Origin of the sequence: Burkholderia sp. Bp9143 (genome assembly GCF_003853645.1) — a bacterium.
In the GTDB taxonomy this organism is placed as follows: domain Bacteria; phylum Pseudomonadota; class Gammaproteobacteria; order Burkholderiales; family Burkholderiaceae; genus Burkholderia.
The window spans coordinates 19087-37441 of the sequence record NZ_QTPO01000012.1 but is presented as its reverse complement, the minus strand read 5'-3'; the positions used below and the strand labels follow the sequence as shown (position 1 = coordinate 37441).

Sequence of the window (18355 nt, the reverse complement as noted above, 5' to 3'; positions counted from 1 at the left end):
GCCCGCGCAAGCGGGCTTTTTCGTTTCGGTACTTCGACGGCGACGGCGCGCAACACGTCGCGCGCAGCCGCATCAAGGTCACTCGTCGTCGGTCGAATCGAGCCCCGGGAACAGCACCTCGGTGAAGCCGAAGCGCGTGAAGTCGGTGATCCGCATCGGATACAGCTTGCCGATCAGGTGGTCGTATTCGTGCTGGACGACACGCGCGTGGAAGCCTTCGGCGACACGGTCGAGCTTCGCGCCGAACTGGTCGAAGCCGCTGTAGCGCACCTTCGCATAGCGGCTGACGACGCCGCGCATGCCCGGCACCGACAGGCAACCTTCCCAACCCTCTTCCATGTCCGGCGGCATGTACTCGAGCTTCGGATTGATCAGCACCGTCTCGGGCACGGGCGGTGCGTCCGGATAGCGGTTGTTGCTGCCGAAGCCGAAGATGATGATCTGCAGCCCGACGCCGATCTGCGGCGCGGCAAGCCCCGCACCGTTCGCGTGATGCATCGTCTCGAACATGTCCGCGACGATCTCGTGCAGTTCGGGGGTATCGAACCGCTCGACCGGCTTGGCGACTTCGAGCAGGCGCGGATCGCCCATCTTCAGGATCTCGCGAATCATGGCGTGTTGCCCTCCAGGAGTTGGTGCAGACCGTCTTCATCCAGTACGGGGATGCCGAGTTCCTCGGCCTTCGCGAGCTTGCTGCCGGCTTCGGCGCCCGCGACCACGTAATCCGTCTTCTTCGATACCGAGCCCGCGACTTTCGCGCCGGCCGCTTCGAGCATCTCCTTCGCCGCGTCGCGCGTAAGGTTCGGCAGCGTGCCCGTCAGCACGACCGTCTTGCCGGCCAGCACGCCCTGCGGCGCCTTCGGCGCGGGCGGGCCCTCGGGCCACGTCACCTTGCCGGGCGCGCGCAGTTGCTCGATCACGGTGCGGTTGTGCTCTTCCGCGAAGAACTGGTGAAGCGACTCGGCCACGATCGGCCCGACGTCGTTCACTTCGAGCAGTTCCTCGATCGACGCGTCCATGATCGGGGTCAGCGATCCGAAATGCTTCGCGAGATCCTTCGCGGTCGATTCGCCGACATGGCGGATCCCGAGCCCGTAGATGAAGCGCGCGAGCGTCGTGTGCTTCGCCTTCTCGAGCGAGTCGAGCAAATTCTGTGCGGACTTCTCGGCGAACCGGTCGAGTTCCGCGAGCGTCGCGAAACCGAGATTGAACAGGTCGGCCGGCGTGCGCACGAGGTTCAGTTCGACGAGCTGATCGATGATCTTCTCGCCGAGCCCGTCGATGTCGAGCGCACGGCGTTGCGCGAAATGCCACAACGCCTGCTTGCGTTGCGCCGGGCAGAACAGGCCGCCCGTGCAGCGCGCGATCGCCTCGTCCGGCAGACGCTCGATCTTCGAGCCACACACCGGGCACTCGGTCGGCATCACGAACTCGGCCGCGTCGGCCGGCCGGCGGTCGAGCAGCGCACCGACGACCTCGGGGATTACGTCGCCCGCGCGCCGCACGATCACGGTATCGCCGATCCGGATGTCCTTGCGGCGCACTTCGTCCTCGTTGTGCAGCGTCGCGTTGGTCACCGTCGCGCCGCCGACGAACACGGGTTCGAGCCGCGCGACCGGCGTGATCGCCCCCGTGCGGCCGACCTGTACGTCGATCGCGACGAGCTTCGTCAGCGCTTCCTGCGCGGGGAACTTGTGCGCGAGCGCGAAGCGCGGCGCGCGCGACACGAAGCCGAGGCGGTCCTGCTCGTCGCGCCGGTTCACCTTGTAGACGACGCCGTCGATATCGTACGGCAGCGACTCGCGCTTCTCGCCGACCTTGCGGAAGAAGCCGAGCAGGCCGTCGGCGCCGTGCACGACCGCGCGCTCGCGGTTCACCGGCAGGCCAAGCGATTCGTACCAGTCGAGCAGCGCGCCGTGCGTGTCCGGCATCGGCATCCCGTCGAGCACGCCGATCCCGTACGAGAAGAACGACAGCGGGCGCTGCGCGGTGATCTTCGGGTCGAGCTGGCGCAGGCTGCCGGCCGCCGCGTTGCGCGGATTCGCGAATTCGCGCTGCTCGGCCGCGCGCTGGCGTTCGTTCAGGCGTGCGAAATCGCGCTTGAACATCAGCACCTCGCCGCGCACGTCCAGCACGGCCGGCACGTGCTTGCCCTTCAGCTTCAACGGGATCGAGCGGATCGTACGGACGTTCTCCGTCACGTCCTCGCCCGTCGTGCCGTCGCCGCGCGTCGCCGCCTGCACGAACACGCCCTGCTCATAGCGCAGCGAAATCGCAAGCCCGTCGAATTTCAGCTCGCACGCGTATTCGACCGGGTCCGTCACCGAGCCGGCGAGATCGGTCGTCTTGTCGAGCGTGTCGGCGACCCGCTTGTCGAACGCGGCGATGTCCTCGTCGGCGAAGCCGTTGTTCAGCGACAGCATCGGCGCGTCATGAACGACCGGCGTGAAACCGTGCGCCACTTCGCCGCCAACGCGCTGCGTCGGCGAATCGGGCGTCACGAGTTCGGGATGATCGGTTTCGATTTGCTGCAGCTCGCCAAACAGCCGATCGTATTCGGCGTCAGGCAGATCCGGCTGGTCGAGCACGTAATAGGCGTAATTCGCCCGCTCGAGTTGGTCGCGCAGCCACGCGGCACGCGCGTCGGGCTGGCTGGCTGGCGGTTCGGCTTGGGTTCGGGCCATGCTGGCGGCAGATTCGTTCTGAAAAATCGGATGTTCGATTATCTCAGTTTGACGCCGCGGCGGGGGGCGCGATGCGTGCCGCGCAGGCCCGCTGCAGTGCACACGTGCGGGTGTGTGCGGCACTGCAGCGACGATGGGCTAACGGACGACGGCACCGCAGACCGCCGCCCGTGAAACGCGTTATTGGCTGAACAGGCGGCGCGTGACCGGCGAACCGGCCGGGATGCCCGCTTCCTCGAGCTTCGCGTACAGCTTCATCAGTTGCTGGTCGATCGCGACGAGCGTCGATTCCGGCAGCGGCCGGCGCGAATCGTCGACGACCCGCGCACCAATTCGCGCGGACAGCGACTTCGCGTAGTCGCACATCAGCCGGAACGGCAGGATGTCCTCCTCGGCGACCGGCACGTCGAGCACCAGCGTGATCATGTTGCCGCCCTTGTAGGTCAGGTCGTCGCGCAGGAAGTTCGTATCGCCGAACTGCAGCATGAACACGGGGTTCTGCTTCGCGTCGAGCTTCACGAAACGCGTGCCGTCGCGCGACAGCAGCAGCCCGTCCTGGGAAGCCACGGCCTGCACGTAGTTCGCCGACCACGGCGCGCCGTCCGACATCACGTTGATCGACAGCTGCGCGTCGCACTGCGCGGCAAAGCCGTCGAGTTCGCGCGCCATTGCGACCGTCTCCATCATGTCCGGGAATTCCGGTGCGCCGTCGATCGCGTCGGCGAACTGCTGGACGCCCGTCACGAACTCGGAGAATTCGAGCTCGTTCAGCGCGCCGCTGCGGTTCGCCAGCTGTGCGGCCGCGCGCAGTTCTTCGTAGCGCACGCCGTTCTGCAGCAGCTCCCACTGGCCACCTTCCGGCTTGCCTTCGATATGCACGGGCTTGCTGCCCGCGCGGCGCAGCCGCTGCGCGGCCGGCAGGATCTTGTCGCCCGGCAGGGGCGCGCCGAGGCGAATCGGCACGATGCAGTCGATCCGGCGGTCGACGATCGCGGGCGGTGCCGACGAAACCGTCGTCGCGGCCGGCAGCACGAGTTCGGCCGGTTCGTGGGATGCGTCGGCGGCGGGCGCATCCTGCGCGGCGGCGACCGCGGCTTCGTCGACGGCCTGCTCGGCCGACTCGGTCGACGCCAACGGCGTGTCGACCCCGGTGGCCTCGGCCTGCAGGTCGGCCGGCGTGTCGGCAGGCGCCACGCTGCCGAAGGTCGGCTCGACGCGCGCGGCTTCGACCGGCGCGCTCGTGGCAGCGGCGGCCGGTGCCGGGGCGGCGGGCTCACGGCGCACGGGCTGGCGCACCGGCTCGATGAACGGCAACTCTTCGTCGCGCTCGGGGCGATTCATCGCCTCGGCCGCCTCTTCCGGCATCGGGCGCGGCATCCTGCGCCGCACCTTCGCGCCCTGCCATGCGTTGTAGACCACGACGCCGCCCACCACGACGGCGCCCGCGCCGATCAAACCGAGTGTCAACTCGTCCATGCACGCTCCATCAGCAATTCTTGTTCGTTGGAACCGCGAACGGGCGCCCATGCGCCGCGCGAACACGGTCCGGTTTCGTCAAACGTCAATTCTGGGCAAAACCCGCGGCGGTTTCCATGTCCACCGCGACGATCCGCGACACGCCTTGCTCCTGCATCGTCACGCCGATCAGTTGCTGCGCCATCTCCATCGCGATCTTGTTGTGCGAGATGAAGAGGAACTGCGTCTTGTCGGACATCGCGCGCACGAGATTCGCGAAACGCTCGGTGTTCGCGTCGTCGAGCGGCGCGTCGACCTCGTCGAGCAGACAGAACGGTGCCGGGTTCAGCTGGAACATCGCGAACACCAGCGCGGTGGCGGTCAGCGCCTTTTCGCCGCCCGACAGCAGGTGGATGGTCGCGTTCTTCTTGCCCGGCGGCTGCGCCATCACCTGCACGCCCGCATCGAGGATTTCGTCGCCGGTCATGATCAGCTTCGCCTGGCCGCCGCCGAACAGGCGCGGGAACAGGTCGCTGAAGTGGCGGTTGACCTCGTCGAAGGTGCCCTGCAGCAGCGTGCGGGTTTCCTGGTCGATCTTGTGGATCGCGTCCTCGAGCGTCGTGATCGCGTCGGTCAGGTCGGCCGACTGCGCATCGAGGAACACCTTGCGCTCGCTCGCGGCCTTCAGCTCGTCGAGCGCGGCCATGTTGACCGGGCCCAGCGCGTTGATCGCGTTGTTCAGGCGCGTGACTTCGCCCTGCAGATACGACGGTTTCAGATCCGGCGTCAGCTTCTCGCGCAGCGCTGCCTCGTCGACCTCGGCCGCCATGAGCTGCTCGGCGAACTGCTCGACGGCCAGGCGTGCAGCCTGCTCCTTTAGCTGCAGCTCGGTAATGCGGTCGCGCAGCGGTTGCAGCGAGCGCTCGGCGACGAGACGCTGCTCGTCCGACGCCCGCAGCTTCGCGGTCAGGTCGTCGAGCTCGATCCGCGCGGCCTGCAGCGCTTCTTCCTTCACCGCGCGAATTTCGAGCGCGTCCTGCAAGCCAGTGTGCGCGGTCTGCTCGTTGATCGTTTCGAGTTCGGCGCGCGCGTCTTCCAGCGATGCGGCAACGCGCTCGCTCTGCTCGTGCGCGACCTGGATGCTGCGCTTGAGCTCGTCGATCCGCGTGACCGCATTGCGCGCGGCGAAGCGCGCGTCGTTCGCGCCGCGCTCGAGGTCGCGCGCTTCCTGGCGCGCCTGCGTCAGCGATTCGTCGAGCGCCTCGAACGCAAGCTGGTTGTCCTCGAAGCGCGCCTGCAGTTCCGCGAGTTCGCCGTCGAAACGCTCGAAGTTCGCTTCCGATTCCGCGCGCAGTGCGCGCTGCTCATCGATCTGCGCGCCGATCTCCTCGAGTTCCTCGCGGATCTGCGTGCTGCGCTGCGTGTAGCGTTCATGCGCCTGCGCGAGCTTCAGCACGTCCATCTGCAGCGCGTGCACGCGCTGCGTCGCGCGTTCGGCCTGCGCGCGCACGTCGCCGAGCGCCTGCGCGGCCTGCGTGTGCGCGGCTTCCGCCCGCACTGCGGCCGTGCGGGCCTCGTCGGCGAGCAGCGCCTGCGCGCGCACCTGACGCGTCAGATTCTCGATTTCCTGCTGGCGGGCCAGCATCCCCGCCTGCTCCGAATCGGCCGCGTACAGCTGCACGCCGACACGCGTGACGATGTGGCCGGCCTTGACGACGAACGCGCCGCCCGCCGGCAGTTGCGCGCGCGTCGCGAGCGCCTGCGCGACGTCGTCGGCGACGTACACGTTGCCGAGCCAGTCGTTCAGCACCGCACGGATGCCCGCATCGTCGATGCGCACGAGTGACAGCACCGGGCGCAGCCCGGCCGCGGCGGCCGGCGGCTCACCAGCCGCGGGCGGCGCGTAGAACGCGAGCTTCGCGGGCGGTGCATCGGTCGCGAACGCCTTCACCCAGTCGAGATTCGACACTTCGAGCGCCGCCAGGCGCTCGCGCAGCACGGCCTCGAGCGCCGCTTCCCAGCCGGCCTCGACGTGCAGCTTCTTCCAGAGACGCGGCAGCGCGCCGAGCTCGTGCTTGTCCAGCCACGGCTGGATCTTGCCTTGGGTCTGCACGTTCTCCTGCAGCTGCTTGAGCGCGGCGAGCCGCGCCTCGAGCTGGTGGATCTGCGCGCTTTCGGCCTGCACACGCTCTTGAGCCGCGCGGCGTTCGCCGTCGAGGCGCGGCAGCGCTTCCTGAGCATCGGCGAGACGCGCCTGCGCCTCGGCGAGAATCTCTTCCTGCTCGGCGAGCTGCATGCGCAACTCTTCGAGCTGCGCTTCGTCCGGTGCGTCGAGCCCGCCCGCCTCGGACTTCAGGCGCTCATGACGCTGCTGAAGCTGCTGGAGCTGCTGGTCGGCATTGCGCTGGTGCGCTGCCTCGAGCTTCAGCGATTGTTCGGTCTGCGCGATCCGCGCGCGCTCGTCGTTGAGCTGCGCCTGCGCATCGCGCCATTTCGCTTCGAGCGCCGGCAGCGCGTCGTGTTTCGCGGCTGCGTTGTCTTCCGCGAGCGCGGCCTTCTCGTCGGCCATCGCACGCGCTTCCTCGGCTTCCTCGAGCTCGTCCTGCGCCTTCTCGGCCTGCGCGCGCCACTGCTCGCGCTGCGCGTTCAGCGCGGCGATCTGCGCCTGCACGCGGTTACGCGATTCGACGATGAACTTGATCTCGGCCTCGAGGCGGCTCACTTCGGCGTTCGCCTCGTAGAGCGCGCCCTGCGCGCCCTGCATCGCGTCGCTCGCCGAGTAATGCGCGACCCGCAGCGTCTCGAGCTGCGCCTCGACCTCGCGCAATTTCGCTGTTTGCGCCTCGAGGTCGATCTGCGCCTGTTCGATCGCGCGCTGCTGCTTCTGCTGCTCGCCCGCGGCCTCGTTCTTGCGCAGCAGCCACAACAGGCGCTGCTTCTCCTCGCCGTCGGCGACGAGTTCCTTGTACTTGGTCGCGACGACGGCCTGCGCCTCGAGCTTCTCTAGGTTCGCGCCGAGCTCGCGGACGATGTCCTCGACGCGCGTCAGGTTCTCGCGCGTGTCGTGCAGACGGTTCTCGGTCTCGCGGCGGCGTTCCTTGTACTTCGACACGCCCGCGGCTTCCTCAAGGAACACGCGCAACTCTTCCGGCTTCGCCTCGATGATCCGGGCGATCATGCCCTGCCCGATGATCGCGTATGCGCGCGGGCCGAGGCCCGTGCCGAGGAAGATGTCCTGGATATCGCGGCGGCGCGCCGGCAGGTTGTTGATGTAGTAGCTCGACGTGCCGTCGCGCGTCAGCACGCGCTTCACGGCGATCTCGCCGTACTGGCCCCACTGCCCGGCCGCGCGGCCGTCGGAGTTGTCGAAGATCAGTTCCACGCTTGCCCGGCTGCCGGGCTTGCGGGCGGTCGAGCCGTTGAAGATCACGTCCTGCATCGATTCGCCGCGCAACTCGGACGCGCGCGACTCGCCGAGCACCCAGCGCACGGCATCGATGATGTTGGACTTGCCGCACCCGTTCGGGCCCACCACGCCGACAAGCTGGCCCGGAACCTGGAAATGCGTGGGATCGACAAAGGATTTGAAGCCAGCGAGTTTGATCGAGCTCAGACGCACGGCGGTATCGGATGTGAAGAAGGTGTGAAACGGACGGGGCCGCGACGCGCGGGGCCGGACGGCCCGTGTGCGCGATGTGCCCCGGAATTCAAAAGCGGGGCCGCGCGCATCTCATGCGTTGGGCCCCGCAAACGGCTTCCATCATACCATCGCGCGCGCACCGTCCCGCCCGTCGCCGGGTTTGCCCGATACCGGCGCGGCACGATGGACCCGGCTCGACAGCAGCGTCGCTAGCACGATGCACGCGCCGCCCGCCCACTCGCGCGCGCTCGGCAGTTCGTTCGCGAACACCCACGCGGACAGCGCGGTGATCACGATCTCGAACAGCATGATGATCGACGCGCGGTTTGCCGGCACGCGCGCGAGCCCGTATTGCACGAGCAGGTTGTTCGCGGCCATCGTCACGCCGATCACGACGATGATCAGTGCGGCCATGCCAAGCTGGCCGCCCGCCGGCGCGACCGGCAACCCTTCGAACAGCGACGCGATCACGCCGAACGCCGCCGCGCCGCCGAACAGCGTCGCCGTGCGCATCTCGGCGCGCATTTCCGGCAGCTCGCGGCTTGCCTTGATCACGAGCACGTTGCTCATCGCAAAACTCAGGCCGGCCGCGAGCCCCGCCCATTCGGCCGGGTTGGCCGGCAGCGGCATGCCGAGCCTCGGCGACCACAGCATCAGCATCGCGCCGCCGATCGACAACGCCGCGAGCCCCGCGCCGGCCCAGGTCAGCCGCTCGCGCAGCAGGAAATGCGCGTAGATCGCGGTCCATGCGGGAGTCAGGTAGAACAGAAGCATCACGCGCAGCACTTCTCCGTGGATCGTGCCCCACACGAAGCCGAGGTTCGTCACGCCGGCCGTGATCGCGATGCCCGGCAGCACCCAGTGCCAGCGCAGCGTCGCAATCGTGCGGTGGCGCACGACGACCACGAACAGGAATGCGACCGCGCTCGTCAGCGCGCTCGCCAGCGTGCCGGTGAGGCCGAGCGACGCGAGGATCCGCAGCGGATACCAGATCAGGCCCCATACCGACGCGCCGATCAGGATGGCCAGCGTCGGCAGGCTACCGCGTACCGCGTTGTTCATTTGGTTCGATACCCTTTATTCGACCGGCCCGGCCGCCGTTCCGGCGGGCCGTGACCGCATTGCGTCACGCTATAATCGTCCGCTGCGACCCGCGCGCCGTCGGCGCCCGTTCGCAGCCGTGCGGCATCTGCGCCGCCCCTTTCGCCCCAACCGGCCGCGATGGCCGCTTCGCCCGTGAACCCTCGACTCGACTCGCTCCAGCCCTATCCCTTCGAAAAGCTGCGCGCCCTGTTCAAGGACGTGACGCCTTCCGCCGGCCTGAAACCGATCAGCTTCGGCATCGGCGAGCCCAAGCACCCGACCCCGGCACTGATCCGCGACGCCGTGGTGGCTTCGCTCGACGGCCTCGCGTCGTACCCGGCCACGGCCGGCTCGGACGCGCTGCGCACGTCGATCGCACATTGGCTCGAACGCCGCTACGGGCTGCCGGCGATCGACCCGGCCACGCAGGTGCTGCCCGTGTCGGGATCGCGCGAGGCGCTGTTCTCGCTCGCGCAGACGGTGATCGACGCGCGCCCGACCGCGGACGGCAAGAAGGCGATCGTACTCTGTCCGAATCCTTTCTATCAAATTTACGAAGGCGCGGCGCTTCTGGCCGGTGCCGAACCCTATTTCGCGAACAGCGACCCGGCGCGCAACTTCGCGTGCGACTACGCGGCCGTGCCCGATGAAGTCTGGGCGCGCACCCAGCTGCTGTACGTATGTTCGCCGGGCAACCCGACGGGCGCCGTGCTGACGCTCGACGACTGGCGCGAACTGTTCGCGCTGTCCGACCGCCACGGTTTCGTGATCGCGTCCGACGAGTGCTATTCGGAAATCTATTTCGACGAAGCGGCACCGCCGCTCGGCGGCCTCGAGGCCGCGCACCGCCTCGGCCGCGGCTTCGAGCGGCTCGTGATGCTGTCGAGCCTGTCGAAGCGCTCGAACGTGCCGGGCATGCGCTCGGGCTTCGTCGCCGGCGACGCCGCGCTGCTGAAGAAATTCCTGCTGTATCGCACTTACCACGGCGCCGCGCTGTCGCCGGTCTGGCAGCACGCGAGCATTGCCGCGTGGAACGACGAGGCGCACGTGCGCGAGAACCGCGCGCTGTACCTGCAGAAATTCAATACCGTCACGCCGATGCTGGCCGACGTGATCGACGTGAAGCTGCCCGATGCCGCGTTCTACCTGTGGGCCAACGTCGCGCGCACCGGCCTGTCGGACACCGAGTTCGCCCGCCGCCTGTACGCCGACTATAATGTGACGGTTCTGCCCGGCTCGTACCTGGCGCGCGATGCGCACGGTACGAATCCGGGCCGCGATTTCATCCGGATCGCGCTCGTCGCGGGCACCCCCGAATGCGTCGAGGGCGCGCAACGCATCGTCGATTTCTGCCGGGCTCTCGCGCGGTAAGACGTCCATCCCGATCAATTCCATTCATCTCCTGCGAAAACGAACATGTCGCAACAACTTCAGCAAATCATCGATACCGCCTGGGAAAACCGCGCCGAGTTGTCGCCGAAGGCCGCGCCCGCCGACGTCCGCGAAGCCGTCGCTCACGCGATCGAGCAGCTCGACCGTGGCGCACTGCGCGTCGCCGAGAAGATCGACGGCAACTGGACCGTGCACCAGTGGCTGAAGAAGGCCGTGCTGCTGTCGTTCCGCCTGGAGGACAACGCACCGATGCCGGCCGGCGGCTACTCCCAGTTCTACGACAAGGTGCCGTCGAAGTTCGCGAACTACACGGCCGAAGACTTCGCCGCGGGCGGCTTCCGCGTCGTGCCGCCGGCCATCGCGCGCCGCGGCTCGTTCATCGCGAAGAACGTCGTGCTGATGCCGTCGTACACCAACATCGGCGCGTACGTCGACGAAGGCACGATGGTCGACACGTGGGCAACGGTCGGTTCGTGCGCGCAGATCGGCAAGAACGTGCACCTGTCGGGCGGCGTCGGCATCGGCGGCGTGCTCGAGCCGCTGCAGGCGAACCCCGTCATCATCGAAGACAACTGCTTCATCGGCGCGCGCTCGGAAGTCGTCGAAGGCGTGATCGTCGAGGAGAACTCGGTGATCTCGATGGGCGTGTACCTCGGCCAGAGCACGAAGATCTACGATCGCGAGACGGGCGAAGTCAGCTACGGCCGCATCCCGGCCGGCTCGGTCGTCGTCGCCGGCAACCTGCCGTCGAAGGACGGTTCGCACAGCCTGTACTGCGCTGTGATCGTGAAGAAGGTCGACGCGAAGACCCGCGCGAAGGTCGGCCTGAACGAGCTGCTGCGAGGCGACTGATGGCCAAGCCGCACACCGTGGTCGTCTACGGCATTCCGAACTGCGACACCGTGAAGAAGGCCCGCGTGTGGCTCGACGATCACGGCGTCGAGTTCGAGTTCCACGACTTCAAGAAGCTCGGCGTCAGCGCACCGCTCGTCGAGGACTGGCTGAAGGACGTGTCGCTCGACGCGCTCGTGAACAAGCGCGGCACGACGTGGCGCGGCCTGGACGACGCCATGAAGGCGGCCGCGGAAACGAAGTCCGGCGCGGTCGCGCTGATGATCCACAAGCCGTCGGTCATCAAGCGCCCCGTGCTCGTCGTCAACGGCCGCGTGAAATCGCTCGGCTTCGTGGCCGATCAGTACGCGGCGCTGTTTGCCGCCTAGGGCCGCCCGCGCCGCGCCCGAGGGCGCAGCCCGACGTCTCATCGCTGCCGGCCACCGCGCCGGCATTTTTTATCGAAAGTGGTCCGAACCATGTCCGCCACCCTAGCCCTTACCGAACAGCTGATCGCCCGCGCGTCCGTCACGCCCGACGACCAGCATTGCCAGCAGATCATGACCGAGCGCCTCGCCGCGCTCGGCTTCGAGTGCGAGACCATCGCGTCGCACGGCGTGACCAACCTGTGGGCCGTCAAGCGCGGCACCGACGGCCGCGACGGCAAGCTGCTCGCGTTCGCGGGCCACACCGACGTCGTGCCGACCGGCCCGCTCGAGCAGTGGACCTCGCCGCCGTTCATTCCGGCGCATCGCGACGGCAAGCTGTACGGCCGCGGCGCGGCCGACATGAAGACGTCGCTCGCGGCATTCGTCGTCGCCTCCGAGGAATTCGTCGCAGCCCACCCCAGCCACCGCGGCGCGATCGCGTTCCTGATCACGAGCGACGAGGAAGGCCCGGCCACCGACGGCACCGTGAAGGTCGTCGACCTGCTCGAAGCACGCGGCGAACGCCTCGACTACTGCATCGTCGGCGAGCCGACGTCGACCGCCGAACTCGGCGACGTCGTGAAGAACGGCCGCCGCGGCTCGATGTCGGGCGAACTGATCGTCAAGGGCGTGCAGGGCCATATCGCGTACCCGCACCTCGCGAAGAACCCGATCCACCTGCTCGCGCCGGCGCTCGCCGAGCTCGCCGCCGAACAGTGGGACGAAGGCAACGAATACTTCCCGCCGACCACCTGGCAGGTGTCGAACCTGCACGCGGGCACCGGCGCGACCAACGTGATCCCCGGCCACGCGGACCTGATGTTCAACTTCCGCTTTTCGACGGCGAGCACCGTCGAGGGCCTGCAGGCACGCGTGCATGCGATCCTCGACAAGCACGGCCTCGAGTACACGCTGAAGTGGTCGGTGAGCGGCCTGCCGTTCCTCACGCCGCGCGGCGACCTGTCGAATGCGCTGGAGAACGCGATCCGCGCCGAGACCGGCCTCACGACCGAGCTGTCGACGACGGGCGGCACGTCCGACGGGCGCTTCATCGCGCGCATCTGCCCGCAGGTGATCGAGTTCGGCCCGCCCAACGGCAGCATCCACAAGATCGACGAGCACATCGACGTGCGCTTCGTCGACCCGCTGAAGAACGTGTACCGCCGCGTGCTCGAACAACTGATCGCCTGACGGAGCCTCGCATGACGACACCTTTTGCAACTGTTCGCGACCTGCTGCGCTATGCGGTCACGCGCTTCTCGAAGGCGAGGCTTGCGTTCGGTCACGGCTCGGACAACGCGTACGACGAAGCCGCCTACCTCGTGCTGCACACGCTCGACCTGCCGCTCGACACGCTCGAGCCGTTCCTCGATGCCCGCCTGCTGCCCGACGAAATCGCGGCCGTGCTCGCGGTGATCGAACGACGCGCGACGGACCGCGTGCCGGCCGCGTATCTCACGCATGAAGCGTGGATGCACGGCCACCGCTTCTACGTCGACGAGCGCGTGATCGTGCCGCGCTCGTTCATCGGCGAACTGCTCGACGACGGGCTGCAGCCGTATGTCGCCGACCCCGAGCAGGTCGGCGCGGTGCTCGAGCTGTGCACCGGCTCCGGCTGCCTCGCGATCCTCGCGGCCAGCGCGTTCCCGAATGCCGAGATCGACGCCGTCGACCTGTCCGAGAAGGCACTCGAAGTCGCCGAGATCAACGTGCGCGACTACGGTCTCGACGATCGCATCACGCTGCATCGCGGCGACCTCTACGCGCCGCTGCCCGCGTTCCGCGCCGAGCCCGACACGCGCTACGACGTCATCCTGACAAACCCGCCGTACGTGAACGCAACGTCGATGGCGGCCCTCCCGCCCGAGTACCGGCACGAGCCGGAAATGGCGCTCGCGGGCGGCGACGACGGGATGGACATCGTGCGGCGCATCATCGCGGGCGCGCACAAGTGGCTGCACGACGACGGCGTGCTCGTCGTCGAGATCGGCAACGAGCGCGAGCACGTCGAAGCCGCGTTCGGCGGCCTCGAGCTTACGTGGCTGCCCACCAGCGCGGGCGACGACGCCGTGTTCCTGATCCAGGCGTCGGACCTGCCGCGCAAGGCCTGACGGCGCACCGCGACCGAACCCGTGCGGTACGGCACACCGCTGTCCCGCACGGTTGGGTAAGATGCGCGTAAGCGGCCGTCGCGCCGCACGACTTCAGGAGTCCGTCACGCGCCCATGACCCTCGACTGGCTACATCTCGGCACCCTGATCCTGGCCATCCATGTGCTCGGGATCATCGCGGCGTGTCACGCGATCATGAACACGCGCACGTCGCAAGGCGCGATCGCATGGGCCGTGTCGCTCGCCGCGATGCCGTACCTGACGCTCATCCCCTACCTGTTCCTCGGCCGCAGCAAGTTCTCCGGCTACGTCGACGCGCGGCGCCACGAGATGGAAGCGCTGCGCACGCACACGCCGCGCGCGCCGTGGCTCGAGGCGGACGCAACCGACGGGCCGGCAGCCGATGCGATCGGCCGGACCGCCGTGCTCGCGCTCACGCGGCTCGGCGGGATGCCGTTCGTCGGCGGCAATGCGGTGCGCACGCTCGTCAACGGCGACGCGACCTTCTCGGCGATCCTGTCGGCGATCGACGCCGCGCGCGATTTCGTGGTCGTCCAGTTCTTCATCGTGCGCGACGACGCGCTCGGCCAGATGCTGCGCGACGCGCTGCTCGCTCGCGCGGCGGCCGGCGTGCGCTGCTACCTGCTGTACGACAGCATCGGCAGCTTCGACCTGCCGCGCGGCTACGTCGACACGCTGCGCCGCGGCGGCGTCGAGGTCCATCCGTTCGCGACCCACCGCAAGTTCGTCAACCGCTTCCAGCTCAACTTCCGCAATCATCGCAAGATCGTCGTCGTCGACGGCAATCGCGCGTTCGTCGGCGGACACAACGTCGGCGTCGAATATCTCGGCGCGAACCGGCGCCTGTCGCCGTGGCGCGACACCCATATCGAGATCCGTGGCCCGGTAGTGGCCAGCATTCAGTATGTGTTCGCCGAAGACTGGCACTGGGCCACGCAGACGCTGCCGCCGCTCGCCGCGCCGCCGGAGGCACTGCCCGACGACGCGATGCATTGCCTCGCCGTGCCGATGGGGCCGGCCGACAAACAGGAAACCGGCTCGCTGTTCTTCGTCGAGGCGATCAACGCCGCGCACGAACGAGTCTGGATCACGACGCCGTATCTCGTGCCCGACGAAGCGGTGATCGCCGCGCTGAAGCTCGCGGTGATGCGCGGCGTCGACGTGCGCATCCTGATCCCGAGCCGGCGCGACCACTACGTCGTGTTCGAGGCATCCAGGCTCTATGCGCGCGATCTCGTCGACGCGGGCGTCAAGGTGTTCCGCTACCGGCCCGGCTTCCTGCACCAGAAGGTCGTGCTGATCGATCGCGTGGCGGCCGCGATCGGCAGCGCGAATCTCGACAACCGCTCGTTCCGGCTCAACTTCGAAATCATGGTGCTGACCGTCGATCGTGCGTTCGCCGACGAGGTCGAGACCATGCTCGACGCCGATTTCGCGCAGGCCTACGAGGTCGATGCGAACGAGTATCGGCACTCGCCCGCGTGGCGGCGCATCGCGATGCACGTCGCGCGCCTGTTCGCGCCGATCCTGTAGCGGCCGCGCGCGCCCGTACGGCGGTGCAAGTTTCCGCACCGTTCCGCCCGGCGCCGCGGTCTCGGCTGGTTCGGTCCGGAACGCCCGCTCGCCGCTTGACGCGGTTACAGCAGCCTGTCGATATCCGCGGCGATTTCCTCGGGCTTCGTTGACGGCGCGTAGCGCTTGACGATCCGCCCGTCGCGGTCGACCAGGAATTTCGTGAAATTCCACTTGATCGCCTTGAGGCCGAGGATGCCGGGCGCCTCGTCGGTCAGGTAGCGGTACAGCGGATGCGCATGGTCGCCCTTCACGTCGATCTTCGCGAACATCGGGAACGTGACGCCGTAGTTGCGCTCGCAGAACGCGCCGATCTGCGTGGCGTCGCCCGGCTCCTGCTTGCCGAACTGGTTGCACGGGAAGCCGAGCACGAAGAAACCGCGCGCCGCGTACTGGTCGTACAGTTTCTGCAGACCCCCATACTGCGGCGTGAAACCGCACTCGCTCGCGGTATTGACGATCAGCAGCACCTTGCCGCGGTACGCATCGAGCGACGCCGGCTCACCGGCGAGCGTCTCTGCGCTGAACGAATACAGGGTGGACATCGGGCACTCCTTTTACGAAACCGGATCGACGTGGAGTCTAGGCGAAATTACGCCATTGCGGCACCGGCCGTTCGGCCGATATCCGGAGCAACGCGCACGCAGTCTAGAATAGCGGTTTTGGTCAGTCATTCCCGCCGTGATCCGTTTCAATCAGTTCAGCCTTGCGCGCGGCACCAAGCCGCTGTTCGAGTCGACCTCGTTCGTGCTCAATCCCGGCGAGAAAGCCGGCCTGATCGGCGCGAACGGCGCCGGCAAATCGACGCTGTTCTCGGTCCTGCGCGGCGAGCTGCATTCCGATGGCGGCGATTTCGCGATGCCGCCGTCGTGGCGGATCGCCCATGTGTCGCAGGAAACGCCCGCCGTCGACCGCTCGGCGCTCGACTACACGCTCGACGGCGACACCGCGCTGCGCGAGATCGAGGCACGCATCGCCGCCGCCTCGGCCGCGCACGACGGCGCGGCCGAAGCCGACGCACATGCGGCCTTCGCCGACGCCGACGGCTACACCGCACCGGCGCGCGCCGAAGCGCTGCTGCTCGGCCTCGGCTTCACGCTCGCGCAGACGCGCGAATCGGTCGCCAGCTTCTCCGGCGGCTGGCGCATGCGGCTGAACCTCGCGCAGGCGCTGATGTGTCGCTCCGACCTGCTGCTGCTCGACGAACCGACCAACCACCTCGACCTCGACGCGATCGTCTGGCTCGAAGACTGGCTGCACCGCTACGCCGGCACGCTCGTCGTGATCTCGCACGACCGCGAATTCCTCGACTCGATCTGCAACGTCACGCTGCATCTCGAGAATCGCCAGGTGAAGCGCTACGGCGGCAATTACTCGCAGTTCGAAGTGCTGCGTGCGCAGCAACTGGCGCTGCAGCAAAGCGCATACGAAAAGCAGCAGAAGACGATCGAGCACCTGCAGAGCTTCGTCGACCGCTTCAAGGCCAAGGCGACCAAGGCCAAGCAGGCGCAAAGCCGGATGAAGGCGCTCGAGAAGATGGAGTTGATCGCCCCCGCGCACATCGCATCGCCGTTCACGTTCGAGTTCCGCACGCCCGACGCCGCGCCGAACCCGATGATGGTGATGGAGGATGTCCGCTGCGGCTACCATGCCGACGACGGCACGGACATCCCCATCGTCGAACGCGTGGCGCTGTCGATCCAGAACGGCCAGCGCATCGGCCTGCTCGGCGCGAACGGCCAGGGCAAATCGACGCTGATCAAGACGCTGGCCGGCACGCTCGCGCCGCTGTCGGGCCACGTGCGCGACGGCAAGGGGCTGACGATCGGCTATTTCGCGCAGCACCAGCTCGAAACGCTGCGCGAAGACGATTCGCCGCTCGCGCATCTCGCACGGCTCGCCCCCGACACGCGCGAGCAGGAACTGCGCGACTTCCTCGGCGGCTTCAATTTCTCGGGCGACATGGCGACGAGCCCGGTCGGCCCGTTCTCCGGCGGCGAGAAAGCGCGGCTCGCGCTCGCGCTGATCATCTGGCAGAAGCCGAACCTGCTGCTGCTCGACGAACCGACCAATCACCTCGACCTCGAAACGCGTCACGCGCTGACGATGGCGCTCGCGCAGTTCGAAGGCACGCTGATCCTCGTCTCGCACGACCGCCACCTGCTGCGCGCGACCACCGACCAGTTCATGCTCGTCGCGAAGCACCGGCTGCAGCCGTTCGACGGCGACCTCGACGACTACCGCGACTGGCTGCTGCAGCATGCGGCCGAGCAGCGCGCGGCCGCGAAGGCCGACAGCACGGCGGCGGGAGCAGATCCAGGCGTCAACCGCAAGGATCAGAAGCGCCAGGCGGCCGAGGAGCGCCAGCGGCTGTCGCAGCTGAAGAAGCCGCTGCAGAACCGCATCACGAAGCTCGAAAAGGAAATGGAAACGCTGCACGCGGAGAAGGCGCGCCTCGACGCGTTCGTCGCCGATCCGGCGAGCTACGAGGCCGCGCGCAAGACGGAACTGACCGAAGCGATCCGCAAGCTGGGCGAGGTCAATACGCGGCTCGAAACAGTCGAGACGGACTGGCTCGCCGTGCAGGAAGAACTCGAGCAGATCGGCTGAACGCGGCCCCGTCGCCGTCGGCCGTTCCCTTCAACGGCGGCGCGGCACCTTGGGGGCGCCGACGATCCACGAACCCGCCCGGCCGTGCCGGGCCTGGAAACGACGAGGCCGGGCGCCCAGGCCCGGCCTCTTTGTCATTGTCGCGTTGACGTCGGCCGTCGGCCGTCCGTCGGCCACGCTGCCCGCTCAACGCCGCGGCAACGTATCACGCGGCATCTGCTCGTCATCGCCCATCAGGTGACGCCGCCCTTCGGTCGGCCGGCGGATCGCCGCGGCGACCTCCGCTTCCGTCACGTCCTCGGACATGACCCGGCGCGCGAGACGCCCTTCGTCGTCGATCCACTCGACGATCCGGCATCCACCGCCCCACGGCTGAACGATCGGCTCCGACACACGGCAGCCGCGCAGGTTGTAACTGCGTCCGCTCGGCGTTTCCCCATACTGTTTAAACATAGGTTCCCTTCGCATTGCGCGGTTCGACAATCCGGCAAAGGATAGGGAAAAGCAATGTCCGGCGGGTTACAGAAG

Annotated in this window: 14 protein-coding genes; 7 read left to right on the top strand and 7 right to left on the bottom strand. The window is 67.8% G+C overall.

The genetic code is table 11. The annotated features are described in order from the left end of the window. Positions 1-78: 78 nt before the first annotated feature. The 5 genes from def to DIE23_RS11340 form a co-directional block, all read right to left on the bottom strand. A complete protein-coding gene (def, locus tag DIE23_RS11360; protein ID WP_124612215.1) occupies positions 79-612 on the bottom strand; it encodes a peptide deformylase in 534 nt (177 codons plus the stop codon). Continuing rightward, positions 609-2684, bottom strand: a complete 2076-nt coding sequence (gene ligA, locus DIE23_RS11355; RefSeq protein ID WP_124612214.1) for an NAD-dependent DNA ligase LigA — start codon at positions 2682-2684, stop codon at positions 609-611. The genes def and ligA overlap by 4 nt, the downstream gene beginning before the upstream one ends. Positions 2685-2864: 180 nt before the next feature. Then, positions 2865-4160, bottom strand: a complete 1296-nt coding sequence (locus DIE23_RS11350) for a cell division protein ZipA C-terminal FtsZ-binding domain-containing protein (RefSeq protein WP_124612213.1) — start codon at positions 4158-4160, stop codon at positions 2865-2867. 85 nt (positions 4161-4245) lie between these two features. Next, entirely contained in the window at positions 4246-7758 is a 3513-nt protein-coding gene (smc, locus tag DIE23_RS11345) for a chromosome segregation protein SMC (RefSeq protein ID WP_124612212.1), read from the bottom strand. Between the two features lie 141 nt (positions 7759-7899). Beyond that, positions 7900-8841, bottom strand: a complete 942-nt coding sequence (locus DIE23_RS11340) for a DMT family transporter (protein WP_124612211.1) — start codon at positions 8839-8841, stop codon at positions 7900-7902. Positions 8842-9000: 159 nt separating this feature from the next. Between DIE23_RS11340 and dapC the strand changes: the two genes are divergently transcribed. From dapC to cls, 6 genes are all read left to right on the top strand, one after another. Further along, positions 9001-10233, top strand: a complete 1233-nt coding sequence (gene dapC / locus DIE23_RS11335; protein WP_124612210.1) for a succinyldiaminopimelate transaminase — start codon at positions 9001-9003, stop codon at positions 10231-10233. 45 nt (positions 10234-10278) lie between these two features. After that, a complete protein-coding gene (gene dapD / locus DIE23_RS11330) occupies positions 10279-11106 on the top strand; it encodes a 2,3,4,5-tetrahydropyridine-2,6-dicarboxylate N-succinyltransferase (RefSeq protein WP_006759623.1) in 828 nt (275 codons plus the stop codon). Continuing rightward, positions 11106-11474, top strand: coding sequence for an ArsC family reductase (locus DIE23_RS11325; RefSeq protein WP_121859337.1), 369 nt, complete (start codon positions 11106-11108; stop codon positions 11472-11474). Before dapD ends, DIE23_RS11325 begins: the two co-directional genes overlap by 1 nt. Before the next feature lie 90 nt (positions 11475-11564). Then, entirely contained in the window at positions 11565-12704 is a 1140-nt protein-coding gene (dapE, locus tag DIE23_RS11320; protein ID WP_124612209.1) for a succinyl-diaminopimelate desuccinylase, read from the top strand. A gap of 11 nt (positions 12705-12715) precedes the next feature. Continuing rightward, the gene (gene prmB, locus DIE23_RS11315; RefSeq protein WP_124612208.1) at positions 12716-13624 is read left to right on the top strand and encodes a 50S ribosomal protein L3 N(5)-glutamine methyltransferase; all 909 of its coding nucleotides are present in this window, start codon (positions 12716-12718) and stop codon (positions 13622-13624) included. Between the two features lie 114 nt (positions 13625-13738). Continuing rightward, positions 13739-15178: a cardiolipin synthase gene (cls, locus tag DIE23_RS11310; protein ID WP_124612207.1), complete on the top strand. Its 1440-nt coding sequence runs from the start codon at positions 13739-13741 to the stop codon at positions 15176-15178. A 104-nt stretch (positions 15179-15282) separates the two neighbouring features. On the opposite strand, the gene DIE23_RS11305 is transcribed toward cls, so the two are convergent. Then, positions 15283-15762 (bottom strand): glutathione peroxidase, encoded by a 480-nt coding sequence (locus DIE23_RS11305; protein WP_124612206.1) that lies wholly within the window; start codon positions 15760-15762, stop codon positions 15283-15285. A 136-nt stretch (positions 15763-15898) separates the two neighbouring features. Between DIE23_RS11305 and DIE23_RS11300 the strand changes: the two genes are divergently transcribed. Further along, complete coding sequence (locus tag DIE23_RS11300; protein ID WP_124612205.1) at positions 15899-17827, top strand: ATP-binding cassette domain-containing protein; 1929 nt, start codon at positions 15899-15901, stop codon at positions 17825-17827. Positions 17828-18013: 186 nt separating this feature from the next. Here DIE23_RS11300 and DIE23_RS11295 read toward each other — a convergent pair whose 3' ends face one another. Further along, the gene (locus DIE23_RS11295; RefSeq protein ID WP_124612204.1) at positions 18014-18280 is read right to left on the bottom strand and encodes a DUF2866 domain-containing protein; all 267 of its coding nucleotides are present in this window, start codon (positions 18278-18280) and stop codon (positions 18014-18016) included. Between the last annotated feature and the right edge of the window lie 75 nt (positions 18281-18355).